The following is a 14,489-nucleotide window of genomic DNA, read 5'->3' as shown; positions in this document are numbered from 1 at the left end:
GCGACGGCGAGCTACTCCTGCTCCATCGATTCCATCTCTTCCATCGGCGGTGCGGGCCGGGCGATCAAACCCTTTTGCAGCGGGCCGCTCTGGTCGAGGACGATGGCAACCGAGAAGTTCGGGCGGACACGAACGATACGGATGGCACCGACGAACCGTTCGCTCGTGCCGAGTACTTCGCCGGTGTCCGGATCGACGAGCGGCTCACCGGGGGCGAACAGTTCGTAGACCTGTCCCTCCTGTGCCCCGCCGGTGTCACCGCGATTGATCGTCACGTCCTGCGGGCCGACGGCGACAACCTTGGCCGGATAGATCACGTCGGTAACCCGCTGTACCGCGATGGCGGCAAACTGATTCGACGCTTGCCGGATAGCGATACGGGTTGGGTCACCGTCCACGAAAGCGCGATCCGAAACAGTGTCGCCGCTGCGTGGCGTGACAACGAGGTTGACGGATTCGATCAGTACGCCGGTGTCAGCGTCGTAAATCTTCATGACCCCGCCGAGCTGCACATCCCGCCGCATAAGCGTGCGCCCGCTGGCCGGCTGTACGAGCGTCGCGCCGATGTCCTGGTAAAAGTCGATGTCTAGCACGACGAGAAAATCGAGCCCGGGAACCTGAAACGCATCGCGCGTCGCCGGCCCGTTGCGGTTGCTCAACGCCTTTTCGTTTCGCAGGTCGTCCAGATCGCCTCGGGCAACCACCTCGAACTTCCGAGCCCCGTTGAACGCATCGAGCAGTTGGTCGTCGATCGCCTCCCTCAGGACACCGAGCGAAAGGCCCTTGCCCTCCTGCTGGTTCCATTGGCCGACACTATCGGACACGGTCACGGGTGCGATCCCGATCACCGGCCGTTCGGCAAACGCGGGGATAGTCAGGCAAAAAGCGACGAGAAACGTGCAGATTCGTTGCATGGCGAACGTTGAGACACGCAGCCACCCTGTCCGTTGGCCTCCAAACACCCCGATCATTTCCGGATCGTCCTTAACCCTGACCCAAACGTACTAGCAGATTCTAGGGAGTTGGCGAAGCTCTCTTCGTGGAACCGTCTTCCGGTAATCCCAATCCTGCTTTCGAGGAGGAAAGCCACTACTGCACCGCCGTGGAATCGGCGCTGGAGTCGGAACGTCGACGCATCGCTCGAGAGTTGCATGACGGTCTCGCCCAAGACCTGACGGCGCTCTCGTTGGTACTCGGCGCAGCGACGTCCCAGCAGGAGCTGCGCCAGGCCGCCGAACTCGCCGGACGGGCGTGTGACACGGTGCGGCGACAGATGATGTTGCTGCATCCACCGCCGATGGGCCGTGACACGCTCATTGGCTCGCTGCGGGCTTTGGCGGAACGAACGACCCACGAAACGGCCACGATCGTCACCGTCGACGACCGCCGGCTCACCCGTTCCCCAGGTGCCGTCGGCTACGACCTGCTCCGCGTCGCCAGCGAAGCGATCCACAACGCCCTGCACCACGGCCGAGCTCGTAACATCCGCATCAGCCTGCGTGACACGGTCGATGCGACCGACCCCGAACACCGCTGCCTGCGGCTCACGATCACCGACGACGGTCGGGGCTTTGATCCAACCACGACCAAGCCCCGAACCGACGGGACCGGCCGTGGCCTGGGGTTCATGCGCGAACGTATCGAGGACGCCGGTGGCATCTTCATGGTCCGCTCCACGCCCGGTCGCGGTACGCGCATCCTCGTCGAAGTCGCCGCGGCGGCAGACCAATCGGTCATCCCGGATGTCTGGAAAATGGAGGTCGCCCGGACGCTCGCCAGTCGCGACTCCGACGTGAATTCTGACCCGAAGCCGGAGTCAGATTCATGACCAAAGGCAACGGAGCACCGCCCAACGGCGAAGCGGCCGCCAACCGACCCGGGCCCAGTTTCGTGAAGGCCCGTGAGTTGGCCGGCCCCGCGTGGCTCGGCCGATGGCTTCTTCGCGGCGAAAACACCGGCGGATCGCTCGCCCTGCGCGAGTGCGAGCTTCCTGTCGGCTACGCCACCCCGCCGCACATGCTCCTCCACGACGATGTCAGCGTGATGGTCCTCGAGGGCCGCGTGGACTTCGCCTGTGACGGCGAACGGGCCGAGTTGGGGGCCGGCGATTGTGCTTACCTCCCCGCACGTCGGCCCCGCTCGCTCAACAACCTCGCCCCCACCGCCTCGCGCGTTCTTTTGGTGTTTGCACCGCCGGTGACCTTGGAGACAATGCTCAACGAGTTCGATCGCCTCGCGGCCGCGGGGAATCTCACCCCCGGCGAGGCCCGCCGCCTCGCGACCTTCTATGGTCTGATCGTCGCCGACCCCGGCAAGGCAGACGCATGAGCCACCTGTCCCAACACTTCAGACTCTTGGTCAACACCACCCCGGCCGTGTGGTGGGCGGAGGTGGCGTAATGAGCACCACGAAGTACCGAAAAGGAAACGGCCACGCGACTCCCGCTGTCCGGCTACATGAGAAGTGCCAAGAGGCAGCTCTCCAGCGGGTTTGGGTGAACTCAAAAACCTGGGTCGAGAATGGACCGCTCCGCGAGCAGATTGTCATGTGTAAGTCCTTGCGGCAAGGATCCTTCTTGCGAGGTCGGCAGAGCGAGTTCACGCCTGTTCCATCAATGCCAGAGTTGTGCTTGATTTACTTTTCTGACTTATCCAAGACAGCATGCCGCGCGTTCGACTTCGGCCACGGTCGCTTTTCTGGTCCGTCACCTCGTAACGCCTTTTTACTCACGCCGGCTCATCTGCTGTCTGTCCTTAAGGGGCCGGCGCAAGATCATATGGATTACTTCGTGCTCTCCCAACCGATGGCCGAGGTGAACCGCTTGGCCGCGTCAGCGGGATTGACCACGCCCGACCTCGGGCCGTTGCACGCGGGGGTCATTCGCGATGCCACGCTCGAGCGGATGATGTTGCTGCTGGCCGAGCAAGTGCAGGCCGGTGATGCCGCGTCGTCGCTCGCGGCCGACGGGCTGCGGGTGTCGATCACAGGCCGGCTGTTCAGTCTGGCGGACACGCCGGTACCGACCGCGCCCAAGCGGGCCAAGCTCACCGGTGCCGCGTTGGCGAATGTGCTGGAACTCATGCACGCCCGGCTCTCCGAAGGCGTCTCGCTCGACGAACTCGCCGTCGTGGCCGGCGTGAACCCGATGCACTTCGGCAAACTGTTCAAGGCCGCCACCGGCGAACCGCCCTATGCACACCTGACCCGCCTGCGGATCGAAGCCGCCAAGCGACTGCTGCGCGACCGCCCCGAATGGACCATCGCCGCCGTCGCTCAGGACTGTGGCTTCTTCGACCAAAGCCACCTGTCCAAGCACTTCAAGAACCTCGTCGGCACCACCCCTGCGGCATGGCGCGACCAAGCGTGAACGTCATGTCGGGGCGAGGCGCTGACTATTCCGTCAACTCGTCCGTGGACACGTCCGCGACACCGAGGGCGCTCAAGCGGGTCTGGGCTTCGACGAAATCGGGCTTGAGGTCGAGGGCTTCGGTGTAGCAGTCGGCGGCTTCGCGGAACTTGCCCTGGCGCTCGTAGATCGCGCCGATGTTGTAAAGCACGGCGTGCGCGGGAAGCACTTTCGAGAGGTGGATCGTGCCCTCGCCGACGCGACCCGTGCGAACCAGAAGCAGACCGTAGTTCACGCGTGACGCTTGGTGATACGCGTCGGCGTCGATGCCTTTGGCGTAGGCGGTCTCGGCACCGAGGCGATCACCGGAGAGTTCGAGGCAGTAGCCAAGGTTGGCGTACGCCGCGGCCGAACCGTTGGTGGCCGAGACGTAACGGTTCCAGACATGGCGGGCCTCGTCGTAGTTGCCGCTGCGGGTCAGGAGTACGCCCAAGTGGTAGAGAGCCCGTTCGTGGTTCGGGTTCAGGTTGAGGGCTTTGCGGTAGCTGCTCAGCGCTTCGGACGTTCGGCCCTGCATCTCGGCGAACTGACCGGCGGCCGCGTGAGTGTCGGCGGTGATCGTGATCTTGCCGCGCGAGAAATCGTCGTCGGCCGTGAGTTCCTGCTGTCGCAGCGTGTTGTTGCCGAAGCCGTCCTTGTTTTGGTTACAACCGACGGCCGTCGACAGCGTGAGGGGGCAAGCGATCAGGGCGGCGAGGACGAGGGTGTTGCGCATAGGAAAGGCTCCGCGGGGGATTTGGACCGTTGGAGGTGATATCGGCCGATCACACGCGGAGGCATGAACGATCACATCCGAACCCTTGCACGGGGCAGCGGACGGTCGTATCACGGGGAAGTGGCAAGCCCGAACATTCTTTTTATTCACTCGGACCAGCACCGCTTCGACTGCGTCGGCGTCAACCAGCCCCACGCCCTGGACGGGCCCAACCGCCTGGTCAAGACGCCCAACCTCGACCGCCTCGCCGGCGACGGGGTCAACTTCACCAGCGCGTACACGCCCATCCCACTGTGTACCCCGGCCAGAGCGTGCTTCCTCACCGGCACCTGGGCGTCGATCCACAAGTCGTGGGTCATCCCCAACACGCTCGGCTACCGCCCCGCTCCGGACGAGCTGCCCAACCTCTACCGCCTCTTCTCCGACGCCGGCTACCGCGTCGCCCACATCGCCAAGTATCACAAGGAACTCACCGGTACCCCACTCGACCACGGCGCGGCTTTCTACCAGGACGAGGAAGACGGCTACGACGAATGGCGTGCCGAACAGGGCCTGGAAAAACGCCCGATGACCAACGGTTTCTGGGGCGAGACCGACGACGTCGACGAGGACATGGGCCGCATTGCGTGGGGCGCGCGTCACACGGCGGACCAGATCAAGGCGGGCGTCGACGCGGGCAAGCCGTTCTTCGTGCGGTGGGATCCGAGCGAGCCGCACCTGCCGAACATCGTGTCCGAGCCGTGGGCGTCGATGTATGAGCCGGGCGAGGTCCCGCCGTGGCCGAGCTTCCCCGACCCGCTGACCAACAAGCCACCGATGCAACGCCGGACGCGCGAGCGCTGGGAGTGCGAGGGTTGGGACTGGGAACAATGGCAGCCGGTCGTCGCCCGCTACCTCGGCGAAATCGCCCTGCTCGACAAGCACGTCGGCAAGCTGCTGGACCTGCTCGACGAGCTCGGCGTGGCCGACGACACACTCGTCGTCTACTCCACCGACCACGGCGACTTCTGCGGCGGGCACGGGATGAACGACAAGCACTACTGCGGCTACGACGACATCCTCCACGTCCCGCTCATCGCCCGCTTGCCCGGCAAACTCGACGCCAACACCGAGTGCAACCGCTTCGTCGTCCACGAGCTCGACTTGGCCAAAACCTTCCTCGACGCGGCGGGGATCGACGCACCCAAGTCGTTCGTCGGGCGCAGCCTGTTCGACGAGGTTGCCGACGTCGAGCCGGCGCGGCAGGACGTGTTCATGCAATACAGCGGCACGCAGCAAGGCCGGGTCGATCAGCGCTACCTGCGCGACCGCCGCTGGAAGTACGTCTACACCCCCGCCGCCACCGACGAGTTGTACGACTTGGAGAACGACCCGGCCGAACTGACGAATCTGATCGACGATCCGCGGTACGCCAACGAACTGCACCACCTGCGCGAGCGGATGATGGTGTCGATGAAGGAAGCGAAAGACCCGCTCACCGGCCCGCTGTGGAAGTGGCCCGAGCGGATTCAGCCGTAAATCTATAGTTTCGGCTTGACGCCAAGTTGATGGAAGCTATCCTCAAATGACTATGACGCGTGCACGCTTTACCTTCGCATATCGCCTCACGCTGCTTGGCAGCGACGGATGGTGCATGGACTGACGCGTGAGCGAGTCGAACGACTCTGAGAAACGCCCGGTCAGGCACCATCCGCCTGATCAGGCGTTTTTATTTTGTTTTCGGCGTATTCCTGGGTGACGCCAGCGCCGAATCACAACACGGGATGGCAGCTCGATGGTCGAGCGTCCGACTGAAACTCGGAAGGTGGAGGTTCGAGTCCTTCCCATCCCATTAATGTATGTATGCAATCATTTTCCATAGTTCCGGGTCGTGTTCCCCATGTCTGCCTGTAAAGCAGATGCGACACAACATTGGGGCGGCACGCGATCGGTTCGACTCCGACGCGACCCACTTCACACCGTCCGCGTAGCCCAACTGGCAGGAGGCGTCTGGCTCAGGTCCAGAACAGTGCAGGTTCGAATCCTGCCGCGGACATTCCCCCCCTCATCACCCCGGCACCGTACGCCAACCGGCAGAGCGGCCTGTTCGAGAGACAGGTGACCTGCGGGTTCGACTCCCGCCGGTGCCACCTCAACCGAAATCGCAAGCGCAGTCGAAGTTGCCGCAGCCGACGTCGAACACACCGGCCCCGTCGGCGACCCCGCAGTCGAGCGGCCCAAGGTCACAACTGGGCACGTCGCAGGCCGACATCGCGCAGGCATCGATGGTGTTGTCACGAAACGCGTTTCGACGGTCGCGGCGTTGTTGCTTGGTCTCGCGTCCGATCACCTTCGCCGCCGCTCGGCAAGCGGCAAACCGACGTTGCATGAGCAGGCGAAACCGCAGCACCCCGGCTCGACGTATGACACGCAGGCCATATGCCGAGCACGAGTCGCCACCGTGGAGCAAGCGATGCGGGCACGCGAAACCCTTGCGTGGCGAGAGCCAACGTCGATAGGCGTGGATCAGAACGAGGCCGGCAGCATCGACCGGACGCAGGCGTATCGCTCCCATGGCCGGCGAGCGTAACCCGGCGTTCGACAATCACGCGTGAGAAACATCGGCCAAGTCTGTAACGGTCACTCCTGCGGCCCACGCGGACCCGCACCGGGCCCACCCCGGCCAAGACGCGGCCGACCGCCGAAGTCCAACGCGGGCGGAAGCTCACCGTCGAGCAATCGCTCGACTTGCTCCTCCGACCGCTCGTCGAGCGCAGCCTTTTCTTCTTCGACCGCCGCCATCTCACGTTGCAGGCGCTCCCGCAATCGCTCGAGGCGATACTCGCGTTCGCTGAGGCCGACGAGGATCAGTTGTTGGACCGCCGACTTGAGTTCGTCACGGGCCGAGGCCTTGGCGTCTTCGCCCTCGGCGGAGCGAAATGCGAAGGCGAGTTCGGCGATCCGATCCTCGGCCGACACCCGCTCTATCGCCAACTCCCGCGATCGTGCCCCAAACCGCTCGCTGGACAGGTCGATTCGAGCATAGTTCATGACCATCCGCTGCCGCAGGCGGGCGACGGCGACCTGCTGCTCCTCGCTCGCATCCTCGGCGAACCTGGTGAAGAGGCCGTACCGGAAAGGTGAATGCTCCTCGAAGAACGCCAATGCCGAGTCGACGGTCTCGGGATTGTTGGCGGCCTGCATCGCCCGACCCCATTCGCGCAGCGGACCGTCACGCCACCGATCCCCGGGCCCCTCGCCACGGGGACGCCTGCGCTCACCTTCGTCCACCGCCGGGCCGCGTTGGTCATTCAAAAACCGTTCACGCATGCCACGCCGGAGACGTTCCGTGACGCGCTGAGCCCGCTCCTGCCGAACTTGCTCTTGAGCGTCCGGCTCGTCCGCAGGCGCATCGCCACCGTCCTGAGCAAACGTCGGACACGCCAACAGCGTCAGCACCGCGACCACCGAGAAGATGCGAACAGGTTTCATCAGTAGACCTCCAGGATCGGGGCAAACGCGTCGTACCCGAAGTCATCGAAGCTATCGAGGTCGTAGTACAGCTCGTCGACCGAACCGGCCGCGTACTCGAGGCCGGCTGTATCGTCGACCGTGTCGGCCAGCCCGTCCCCGATCAGTTCGTCAACGCCAAATGCCCACTCGACCTGGCGCTGCAACGTGGTGACGTGCTCGTCGGGCAGCGTGATGTCGCCGTTGCCAAAGTTGTTGGCGATCGACGGGCCAATCTCGGTCGGCGTGTCACGCAGGCCCCAGTAAAGGAACCCGCCAATGACCACGGCGGCAGCGGCCGCGCTGCTCAGAACCCAGTTCGGCACCCCCGCCAACGGCCGCTTCCACGGCTGTCGCTCCGGACGCTCGACCGCCGGCTGTGTCAGCAGCTGCTCGCGAACACCCCGCAGGGCTGCGGTCGTGCGGACCGGACGCGCGCCGGTGTCGGCTTCGGACACCGCTTCATCGAGCCATGCCAGATCTTCGGTGAGCCCGGCATACCGCTGCCGCAGGTCCGGGTCGTTGGCGAGTTTGGCCCGCAACTGCTCGGTGGCCGCATCGTCGAGTTCGCCGACCGCCAGCAGCATGAGGTCCGCGTCGAGCGGGTCGAGATGGTCGTTTACGCCGTTCATGGTTTCACGCTCACGTGTCTAATCCTTCCAACGCTCCACGGAGCTTTTTTATTGCCTTGTGCATTCGGCCAAGGGCGGTGTTCAGCGGACAGCCGAGCATGTCGGCGATCTCGACGAACTTCAACCCGCTGTAGTACCGGAGCATCACGACCTGCTTCTGGGCGTCGGGCAGGTCGTCGATCGCGGCTTTGAGCCGGTCCGCCGTCTCGCCGTATTCGATCTTTGTTCGGGCGTCGTCGGCGTGGGCCATATCACTGACGAGCCGGAGGTGGGCCTGGGCGTTGCGGTCACGCTTGGTCCGGCGGTGGCCGTCGTAGGCCTTGTTTGACGCGATGCGAAAGAGCCAGGCTTTGAAGTTCGCGTCCTTGGCGTCCGCGTCGAACCGGTCGAGGTGTTCCAGCACGCTCAGCCATGTAGCTTGCATCAGTTCCTCGGCCGCGTGTTCCGAGCCGCCCACCCGCCGGAGATAACCGCCCAACGGCCCGGCGTACCGCTCGATGAGCTGCTCGGCGGCATGCGGGTCGCCGTCCTTGAGTTGGCGCACCAACACCACGTCGTCCACGTCGGATCCCGCCAGGCGCAACGCGGGCACGGGATCCTCCGGGTTGGTGTTGGGCACAACCGCCACGCGTGGCACCATAACGCACCGCCCGCGAAATCTATTGCAACCTCGACCCGCAATTTTTCTACTCTCATCCAGATGACCGACCCCTACACCAATGCCCCAATGCGCTACCAAGCGGACCGATCCAACGCCAGCGGCCTTGGCATCGCCGGGCTCATCCTCGGCGGTATCGCGATCTTCATCGCTTGGATCCCGTGCGTGAACGTCGTCGCGGCGGTCATGGCCGTGGTCGGACTCGCACTCGCGGGGGTCGGACTCTTCGCGGCGATGGGCGATAAGCGCGTCGCACGCGGCTTCCCGATCGCCGGCCTGCTCGCGTCGGTGATGGCGCTGGTTGTCTTCGTGGGCAGCTACGTCGTGGTCGGCCTCGCCGTCGAGAAAGGCGTCGAGGAAGCCAAGGAAGGATTCGCCGAGGCCAACGCCAACGCCCGCGTCGAGATGATCGACCGCGCCGGTGCCCTGCTCGACGAAGCCACCGCGTTCATCGCCGACCCGGACATCACCCAGGCCGAGCGCGACCGCCTGACCGACCTCACCGACCGCATCGCTGCGGAGTTGGAGAAGGAAGAAGATGCCGGCTTCGGCAACAACCTCAAACTCGGCGGCCTCCTGCTGGAACTGGAAAGCCGTCTGCAAGTGATCAAGAACCGCCCGACGACGCTGCCGGCGGAAGTGGAAGCCTTTTCTACAGAGTTCGAGTAGCGGGACGCACGTTCAGCCGCACTTCGTCGTGAAGATCGGGCCAACGATCGATGCGGGCTTTGGCTTCGAGGTAGCAAATGTGCTCGACATCATCGATCGCATAGCGCGGCCAGACGTCGGCGGGAATCTTGATGAGCAACGCATCGTGCGGCGGTGCCTGCTCTCCGACGGCAATGGTAACGCGGTGTAACTCCTCAACCTCAAAGCTACTTGAGCGTCGTTCCTTGATGCACATCTCCTGACGGATGACCAACGTGAGCCGCCAGTCGTGGAGAAGGTTAGCATTGCCGAGGACGCGAACCTCCAGAGCCGCGGGTTGGCCGGCGGTAAGCGTCGGCGGATCGAGTATGACCTCGAGCTTAGGGTTGCCGAGCTGCAACAACCGGCGACCGAATGTCCATCCCGCCATACACGTCAGGGTGACGATGATGCCGGCAAAGACCACATTAAAAGCTGGTATGTATCCGCGACGCCATCGAGCGAAAAGCAGACGGCCACTGCGAGCGGCAAGACGGCTGCGAACAAGGTACCGGCCCAAGCGGCGCTCGCAGTGCGCTCCGCTCCGGCGATCCAACGGAAGTGCTGAGTCGAACGTCGCGGGCGGGTGAGAAAGCCGGTCACGAGCATCCCAATGCCGATACCCAACGACGCGAGGCCGCTAATGACATACCACGATTCGCGATTCCAACCCGGTTCCAACAGCGCACGGCCTGGTGCGACCGGGTCGACGACACAGGTGGTGCGGCTTTCGAGCACTTCCCGCCGTGCCTCGGCGGCGGCGCGAGACTGGCGACTGGGGCTGGTCAGACCGAGGCGTTCACCACGATGCACCGTGCCATCGTGGACGTACGTGAAACTGCCGACGATGTCGTAGTGGACCCGGCTCTTTGGACCTTTGCGTTCGTCGATTCGCAGGTCAACGTCGACAAGCTCGGCCTCCACCCACGCACGCTGTTGCCACCATTCCGCCACCGTCGGCCCTGTTGACAACCAGAACCACCCACAACCGAACGCAATGAGGACGGGGGCGATGAGCCAGTGCCAGCCCTTGAACGACATCTCGCGCCAGAACGGTATCGGGTAGATTTGCCCCATGATTCGATGATACCGATGCCCGTTCCGAACCGCGATGCGGAGCATCGCAGCTTGGCGCGGGAGGGTTCAGCACGCCTGCCGGAAGTGTTGGGATTGAAGCACATAGCTGCGACGCCCCAGCGTCGCGGCTGGGCTACGGTTCATGCCACCCGTTCTCGAACACGCGCCAGCACCGCCTCGTACCGCTCCCTTGGTACACGCCTTCGGTTACCCGGTCGGCCCAACGTGATCCATTTTTTCGCGCCGCCGTGGTAGTCGCTGCCGCCGGTGCGCAGCAGGCCGTGTTGCTTGGCGAGCAGGTCGAGTTCGTGGGTGAAGCTTTCGCGGTGGTCGTTGTAGATCGTCTCGATGCCGTCGAGGCCGAGGCGCGCCAGGTCGGCGATCTCGGCGCGGAGTTGGGCGAAGTTTTCCTTGCGGAGCTGCTTGGGGTGGGCGAGGACCGCGACGCCGCCGGCGGCGTGGATCATTTGGATCGCCTCGGCAGGCGTGGGCTCTTCGCGGCGGACCTGCAGGTGGCTGGCCTCGCCGAGGTACCAGCGGTAAGCGAGGTTGGGGTGCGCGACGTAGCCGCGATCGGCGAGAACTTTCGCGAAGTGCGGCCGACCGATCTGCCCGCCACCGGCGGCCGCCTCGAGTTCGCCGAGCGTGATCGAAATGCCGGCGTTGTTGAGCTTCTCGAGCAGTTGTGCATTGCGCTGTTCGCGGGCCCTTTGGAGTGAGTCGGTCAATGACAGCAGTGCGGGTGAGTCCACGTCGATCCCGTAGCCGAGCAGGTGGATGATGCCCGGGCGTGGGTAGAGGCAGGAGACTTCAATGCCGGGAAGAAAGTCGATGCCGAGGCGTCGGCATTCGGCGGCGGCTTCGGCGCAGCCGGCGACGGTATCGTGATCGGTCAGCGCGATGGCCGAGAGCCCCGCCGCCTTGGCCTTGCGCACCAGTGCCGCCGGCGCATCGGTGCCGTCGGACGCGGTCGAATGGGAATGCAAATCGCAGAACAGCGGGCGGGTGAGACTCACGAGGCTTTCTTTGGCTGGCGCTTCTTCTTCACACTAGCCGGCAAGTTCTGCTCGTAGATCGAAACGAATTTCTTGACAGGCATCTTCGCCACGCACTGGCCGACGACCTTCAACGGCACGTCGTCGAGCGACTTGACGCGGATGCAGCTCGCGCCCATGTCCAGCTTGCGGCCGTCCTTGGTCCGTGCGTCGACGAACCATTCGCGCAGCTCCGGCTCCATGTAGCTGCAGAAAAGGTAAATGCCGATATGGTTCTTCTGTGACGCGAGGTGGGCAAATGGCAACGGCTGTTTCGGGTCGCAGTGGTAGCCGTGGGGGTACAGCTCGTGCGGGACGTACCAGCCGATCATGTTGTACTGGATGCCTTCGGCGTACCCCTTGGGCAGCTTCGCGTTGATCGCAGCGCGGATCGCCGACACCGCTTCGCGGCGATCATCCGGCAACGCGGCGAGGTACTCGTCGACGGTGGTGATCTTCGCCGAGGTCTTGGCCATCGCGACAGGGTATCACGAAGTCGCTTTCGTCAAGTAGACTCCCGAGCGATGAAGTGGATCGCGATCATGATCGTTCTCGGTTTGGCGTCGATGGCGCATGCGGATTTCTGGGACGAGCCGCGACACGGGGCCAACTCGTTCAACGGCGCGCCACCGGACCGGACGTACTTCGATGCCGCTTCCGACGCGGGGATCGAGTGGATCCGCCTGACGTGGAGCAAATGGCCGAGCGCGGCCGACGATGCGACCCTGGGTTCGTTCCTGCAGGGCAGCGCGGATGACTACGACGGATTGATCGACGCGGACCTCGCGGTGTTGCGGCGGGTGCTGGATGACGCGGAGGCGGCGGGCGTGAAGATCGTGCTGGTCCCGCTCTCGCTGCCCGGTGCGCTCTGGCGTCAGCACAACGACTACGAGAGTGACGCGCGGCTCTGGACCGATCTGGCTTACCACGACCAGGCGGCGCGGTTCTGGGCCGACCTTGCATTGGCGGTCCGCGATCACCCCGCGCTCGTCGGGTACAACATCGTCAACGAACCGCACCCGGCCCGCTCGGTCGAAGGCGACAGCGTCGACGTGGTCGCGTTCACCGAGAAGCAGCGCGGACAGGCCGGCGACGTCAACGAGTTGTATCGGCGGGTTGCGAAAGCCATCCGCGCGGTGGATGCCAAGACGCCGATCATGCTCGACGGGCCGAACTATGCGGCGGTCGGGTCGATCGCGGCACTTCAACCTCTACCAGACGAACTGGGACCGACGTTGTACGCGGTGCATTTCTACGAGCCTTGGGCGTTCAACCATTGGCCGACGCACGAAGGCGCATGGTCGTACCCCGGCATCATGGACTTGCCCTGGGGTGAGGGCGCGCAGCGGGTCGACGCAACCTACATCGACGGCAAGTTCGAGAGCGTCGACGCATGGATGGCTCAGCACGCGGTGCCCGCGGCACGGATGGTACTCGCCGAGTACGGCATTCAACGCCGCAACACTGGTGCCGCCGAGTACCTTCGCGACGTTCGCCGGGCCGCGACGGGCCGCGACCTGCACACCGCCTTCTACGCCTTCCGGGAAGACGTCTGGCCGATGATGGATTACGAGTTCGGCATGCAGTTCCCGCCGACCCAGCGTCACGACAACGAGTTGTGGCGTGCGGTGCTGGGCGAGTGAGATGAAAACGAAAGCCCACGCCTTCAGGCGTGGGTCTGCCGCCGGTCACGCATGCAGACCCACGGCTAAAGCCGTGGGCGTTCGTTGCGAAAGGTCACACCGTCACGCCCGGCGCTTCGGGCGTTGCCTCGAAGAGCGGCGTGGAGAGGTAACGTTCGCCGACGCTGCACATGATGGTGACGATGGTTTTGCCCTTGTTCTCGGGGCGGGCAGCGATCTTGGCGGCGCAGCAGATGTTGCCGCCGGAGCTGATGCCGCCGAGGATACCCTCTTCGCGCGCCAGGCGTCGGCCCCACTCGAAGGCCTCCTCGTTGGTCACCGTCATCGTCTCGTCGACGGCGGGGATGTGCAGGTTGCCAGGGACGAAGCCGGCGCCGATGCCCTGGACCTTGTGCGGGCCTGGCTTGACGTCCTTGCCTTCCATCGTCTGGCAGATCACCGGCGAGTTTTCGGGTTCGACGGCGATCGCCTTGAAGTCCGGCTTGCGCTCCTTGAGCACTTCGCTCACACCGGTGATCGTGCCACCCGTGCCGACGCCGGCGACGATGATGTCGACCTGGCCGTTGGTGTCCTGCCAGATTTCCTCGGCGGTGGTCTTGTGATGGATATCGACGTTGGCGGGGTTCTGGAACTGCTGGGGCATGATCGCGCCGTCGTTGTCCTTGAGCAGTTCCTCGGCCTTGGCGATCGCGCCGCCCATGCCCTTCTCGGCCGGCGTGAGCACGACCTCGGCACCGAGGTGCGCGAGCAGCCGTCGACGCTCGATGCTCATGGATTCGGGCATGGTCAGGATGCAGCGGTACCCCTTGGCGGCGGCGACGAAAGCGAGCGCGATGCCGGTGTTGCCGCTGGTGGGTTCGATGATGAGCCCGCCGGGTTTGAGCGCGCCCGACGCCTCGGCCGCCTCGATCATCGCGACGCCGATGCGGTCCTTCACGCTGCTGAGCGGATTCATGAACTCGCACTTGGCGAGGACGGTCGCGTGGTCGGCGGGGACCAGGCGGTTGATCTTCACGAGCGGGGTGCCGCCCATGACGTCGGTGATGTTGTCGTAAACGCGGCCGTGGGGTTTCAGGGGCATCGGATGTGTCTCCTATGGGGTTCGCGGGAGTGTAGCCGCGTTGCTCCGCAACGCTGGGGTAGCGGGG

Annotated in this window: 17 protein-coding genes and 3 tRNA genes; 9 read left to right on the top strand and 11 right to left on the bottom strand. The window is 64.5% G+C overall.

The features are described from left to right. Window positions 1-11 precede the first annotated feature (11 nt). Window positions 12-914 carry a hypothetical protein gene (locus AAGD32_00100; GenBank protein ID MEM8872633.1) on the bottom strand — a complete coding sequence of 301 codons (903 nt, stop codon included), beginning with the start codon at window positions 912-914 and terminating at the stop codon, window positions 12-14. A gap of 125 nt (window positions 915-1,039) precedes the next feature. Between AAGD32_00100 and AAGD32_00095 the strand changes: the two genes are divergently transcribed. The 3 genes from AAGD32_00095 to AAGD32_00085 all read left to right on the top strand — a co-directional run bounded on the left by AAGD32_00095 (window position 1,040) and on the right by AAGD32_00085 (window position 3,367). Further along, window positions 1,040-1,828, top strand: a complete 789-nt coding sequence (locus tag AAGD32_00095; protein MEM8872632.1) for a sensor histidine kinase — start codon at window positions 1,040-1,042, stop codon at window positions 1,826-1,828. Further along, on the top strand, window positions 1,825-2,328 hold the full coding sequence (locus AAGD32_00090) for a cupin domain-containing protein (GenBank protein MEM8872631.1): 504 nt from the start codon (window positions 1,825-1,827) through the stop codon (window positions 2,326-2,328). Before AAGD32_00095 ends, AAGD32_00090 begins: the two co-directional genes overlap by 4 nt. Before the next feature lie 460 nt (window positions 2,329-2,788). Beyond that, a complete protein-coding gene (locus tag AAGD32_00085; GenBank protein ID MEM8872630.1) occupies window positions 2,789-3,367 on the top strand; it encodes a helix-turn-helix transcriptional regulator in 579 nt (192 codons plus the stop codon). 25 nt (window positions 3,368-3,392) lie between these two features. On the opposite strand, the gene AAGD32_00080 is transcribed toward AAGD32_00085, so the two are convergent. Continuing rightward, window positions 3,393-4,121 (bottom strand): tetratricopeptide repeat protein, encoded by a 729-nt coding sequence (locus AAGD32_00080; GenBank protein ID MEM8872629.1) that lies wholly within the window; start codon window positions 4,119-4,121, stop codon window positions 3,393-3,395. Between the two features lie 120 nt (window positions 4,122-4,241). On the opposite strand from AAGD32_00080, the gene AAGD32_00075 reads away from it, so the two are divergent. From AAGD32_00075 to AAGD32_00060, 4 genes are all read left to right on the top strand, one after another. Continuing rightward, window positions 4,242-5,639, top strand: a complete 1,398-nt coding sequence (locus AAGD32_00075) for a sulfatase-like hydrolase/transferase (protein MEM8872628.1) — start codon at window positions 4,242-4,244, stop codon at window positions 5,637-5,639. 242 nt (window positions 5,640-5,881) lie between these two features. Continuing rightward, a tRNA-Phe gene (locus AAGD32_00070) sits at window positions 5,882-5,952 on the top strand. A 129-nt stretch (window positions 5,953-6,081) separates the two neighbouring features. Continuing rightward, window positions 6,082-6,156 (top strand) — tRNA-Leu (locus tag AAGD32_00065). A gap of 19 nt (window positions 6,157-6,175) precedes the next feature. Then, a tRNA-Leu gene (locus tag AAGD32_00060) sits at window positions 6,176-6,250 on the top strand. Between the two features lie 2 nt (window positions 6,251-6,252). Here the strand turns inward: AAGD32_00060 and yidD are convergent. From yidD to AAGD32_00040, 4 genes are all read right to left on the bottom strand, one after another. Next, entirely contained in the window at window positions 6,253-6,675 is a 423-nt protein-coding gene (gene yidD / locus AAGD32_00055) for a membrane protein insertion efficiency factor YidD (protein MEM8872627.1), read from the bottom strand. A 65-nt stretch (window positions 6,676-6,740) separates the two neighbouring features. Continuing rightward, window positions 6,741-7,592: a hypothetical protein gene (locus tag AAGD32_00050; protein MEM8872626.1), complete on the bottom strand. Its 852-nt coding sequence runs from the start codon at window positions 7,590-7,592 to the stop codon at window positions 6,741-6,743. Continuing rightward, complete coding sequence (locus AAGD32_00045) at window positions 7,592-8,242, bottom strand: hypothetical protein (GenBank protein ID MEM8872625.1); 651 nt, start codon at window positions 8,240-8,242, stop codon at window positions 7,592-7,594. Before AAGD32_00045 ends, AAGD32_00050 begins: the two co-directional genes overlap by 1 nt. Window positions 8,243-8,252: 10 nt before the next feature. After that, entirely contained in the window at window positions 8,253-8,870 is a 618-nt protein-coding gene (locus AAGD32_00040; protein ID MEM8872624.1) for an RNA polymerase sigma factor, read from the bottom strand. A 72-nt stretch (window positions 8,871-8,942) separates the two neighbouring features. On the opposite strand from AAGD32_00040, the gene AAGD32_00035 reads away from it, so the two are divergent. Continuing rightward, entirely contained in the window at window positions 8,943-9,569 is a 627-nt protein-coding gene (locus AAGD32_00035) for a hypothetical protein (protein MEM8872623.1), read from the top strand. On the opposite strand, the gene AAGD32_00030 is transcribed toward AAGD32_00035, so the two are convergent. The 4 genes from AAGD32_00030 to AAGD32_00015 form a co-directional block, all read right to left on the bottom strand. After that, window positions 9,553-9,978, bottom strand: coding sequence for a hypothetical protein (locus AAGD32_00030; GenBank protein MEM8872622.1), 426 nt, complete (start codon window positions 9,976-9,978; stop codon window positions 9,553-9,555). The genes AAGD32_00035 and AAGD32_00030 overlap by 17 nt on opposite strands. A gap of 5 nt (window positions 9,979-9,983) precedes the next feature. Then, window positions 9,984-10,664, bottom strand: coding sequence for a hypothetical protein (locus AAGD32_00025; GenBank protein MEM8872621.1), 681 nt, complete (start codon window positions 10,662-10,664; stop codon window positions 9,984-9,986). Between the two features lie 140 nt (window positions 10,665-10,804). Then, entirely contained in the window at window positions 10,805-11,680 is an 876-nt protein-coding gene (locus tag AAGD32_00020) for a PHP domain-containing protein (GenBank protein MEM8872620.1), read from the bottom strand. Then, window positions 11,677-12,174 carry a DUF1801 domain-containing protein gene (locus AAGD32_00015; GenBank protein MEM8872619.1) on the bottom strand — a complete coding sequence of 166 codons (498 nt, stop codon included), beginning with the start codon at window positions 12,172-12,174 and terminating at the stop codon, window positions 11,677-11,679. The genes AAGD32_00020 and AAGD32_00015 overlap by 4 nt, the downstream gene beginning before the upstream one ends. 48 nt (window positions 12,175-12,222) lie before the next feature. Between AAGD32_00015 and AAGD32_00010 the strand changes: the two genes are divergently transcribed. Continuing rightward, window positions 12,223-13,341 carry a cellulase family glycosylhydrolase gene (locus AAGD32_00010; protein ID MEM8872618.1) on the top strand — a complete coding sequence of 373 codons (1,119 nt, stop codon included), beginning with the start codon at window positions 12,223-12,225 and terminating at the stop codon, window positions 13,339-13,341. Window positions 13,342-13,435: 94 nt separating this feature from the next. On the opposite strand, the gene cysK is transcribed toward AAGD32_00010, so the two are convergent. After that, the gene (cysK, locus tag AAGD32_00005; protein MEM8872617.1) at window positions 13,436-14,422 is read right to left on the bottom strand and encodes a cysteine synthase A; all 987 of its coding nucleotides are present in this window, start codon (window positions 14,420-14,422) and stop codon (window positions 13,436-13,438) included. Window positions 14,423-14,489 lie beyond the last annotated feature (67 nt).

It is taken from the genome of Planctomycetota bacterium (genome assembly GCA_039182125.1).
Lineage (GTDB): Bacteria > Planctomycetota > Phycisphaerae > Tepidisphaerales > Tepidisphaeraceae > JBCDCH01.
Note: the sequence above shows the minus strand (reverse complement) of the source record. Positions and strands in the feature narration are given on the sequence as shown.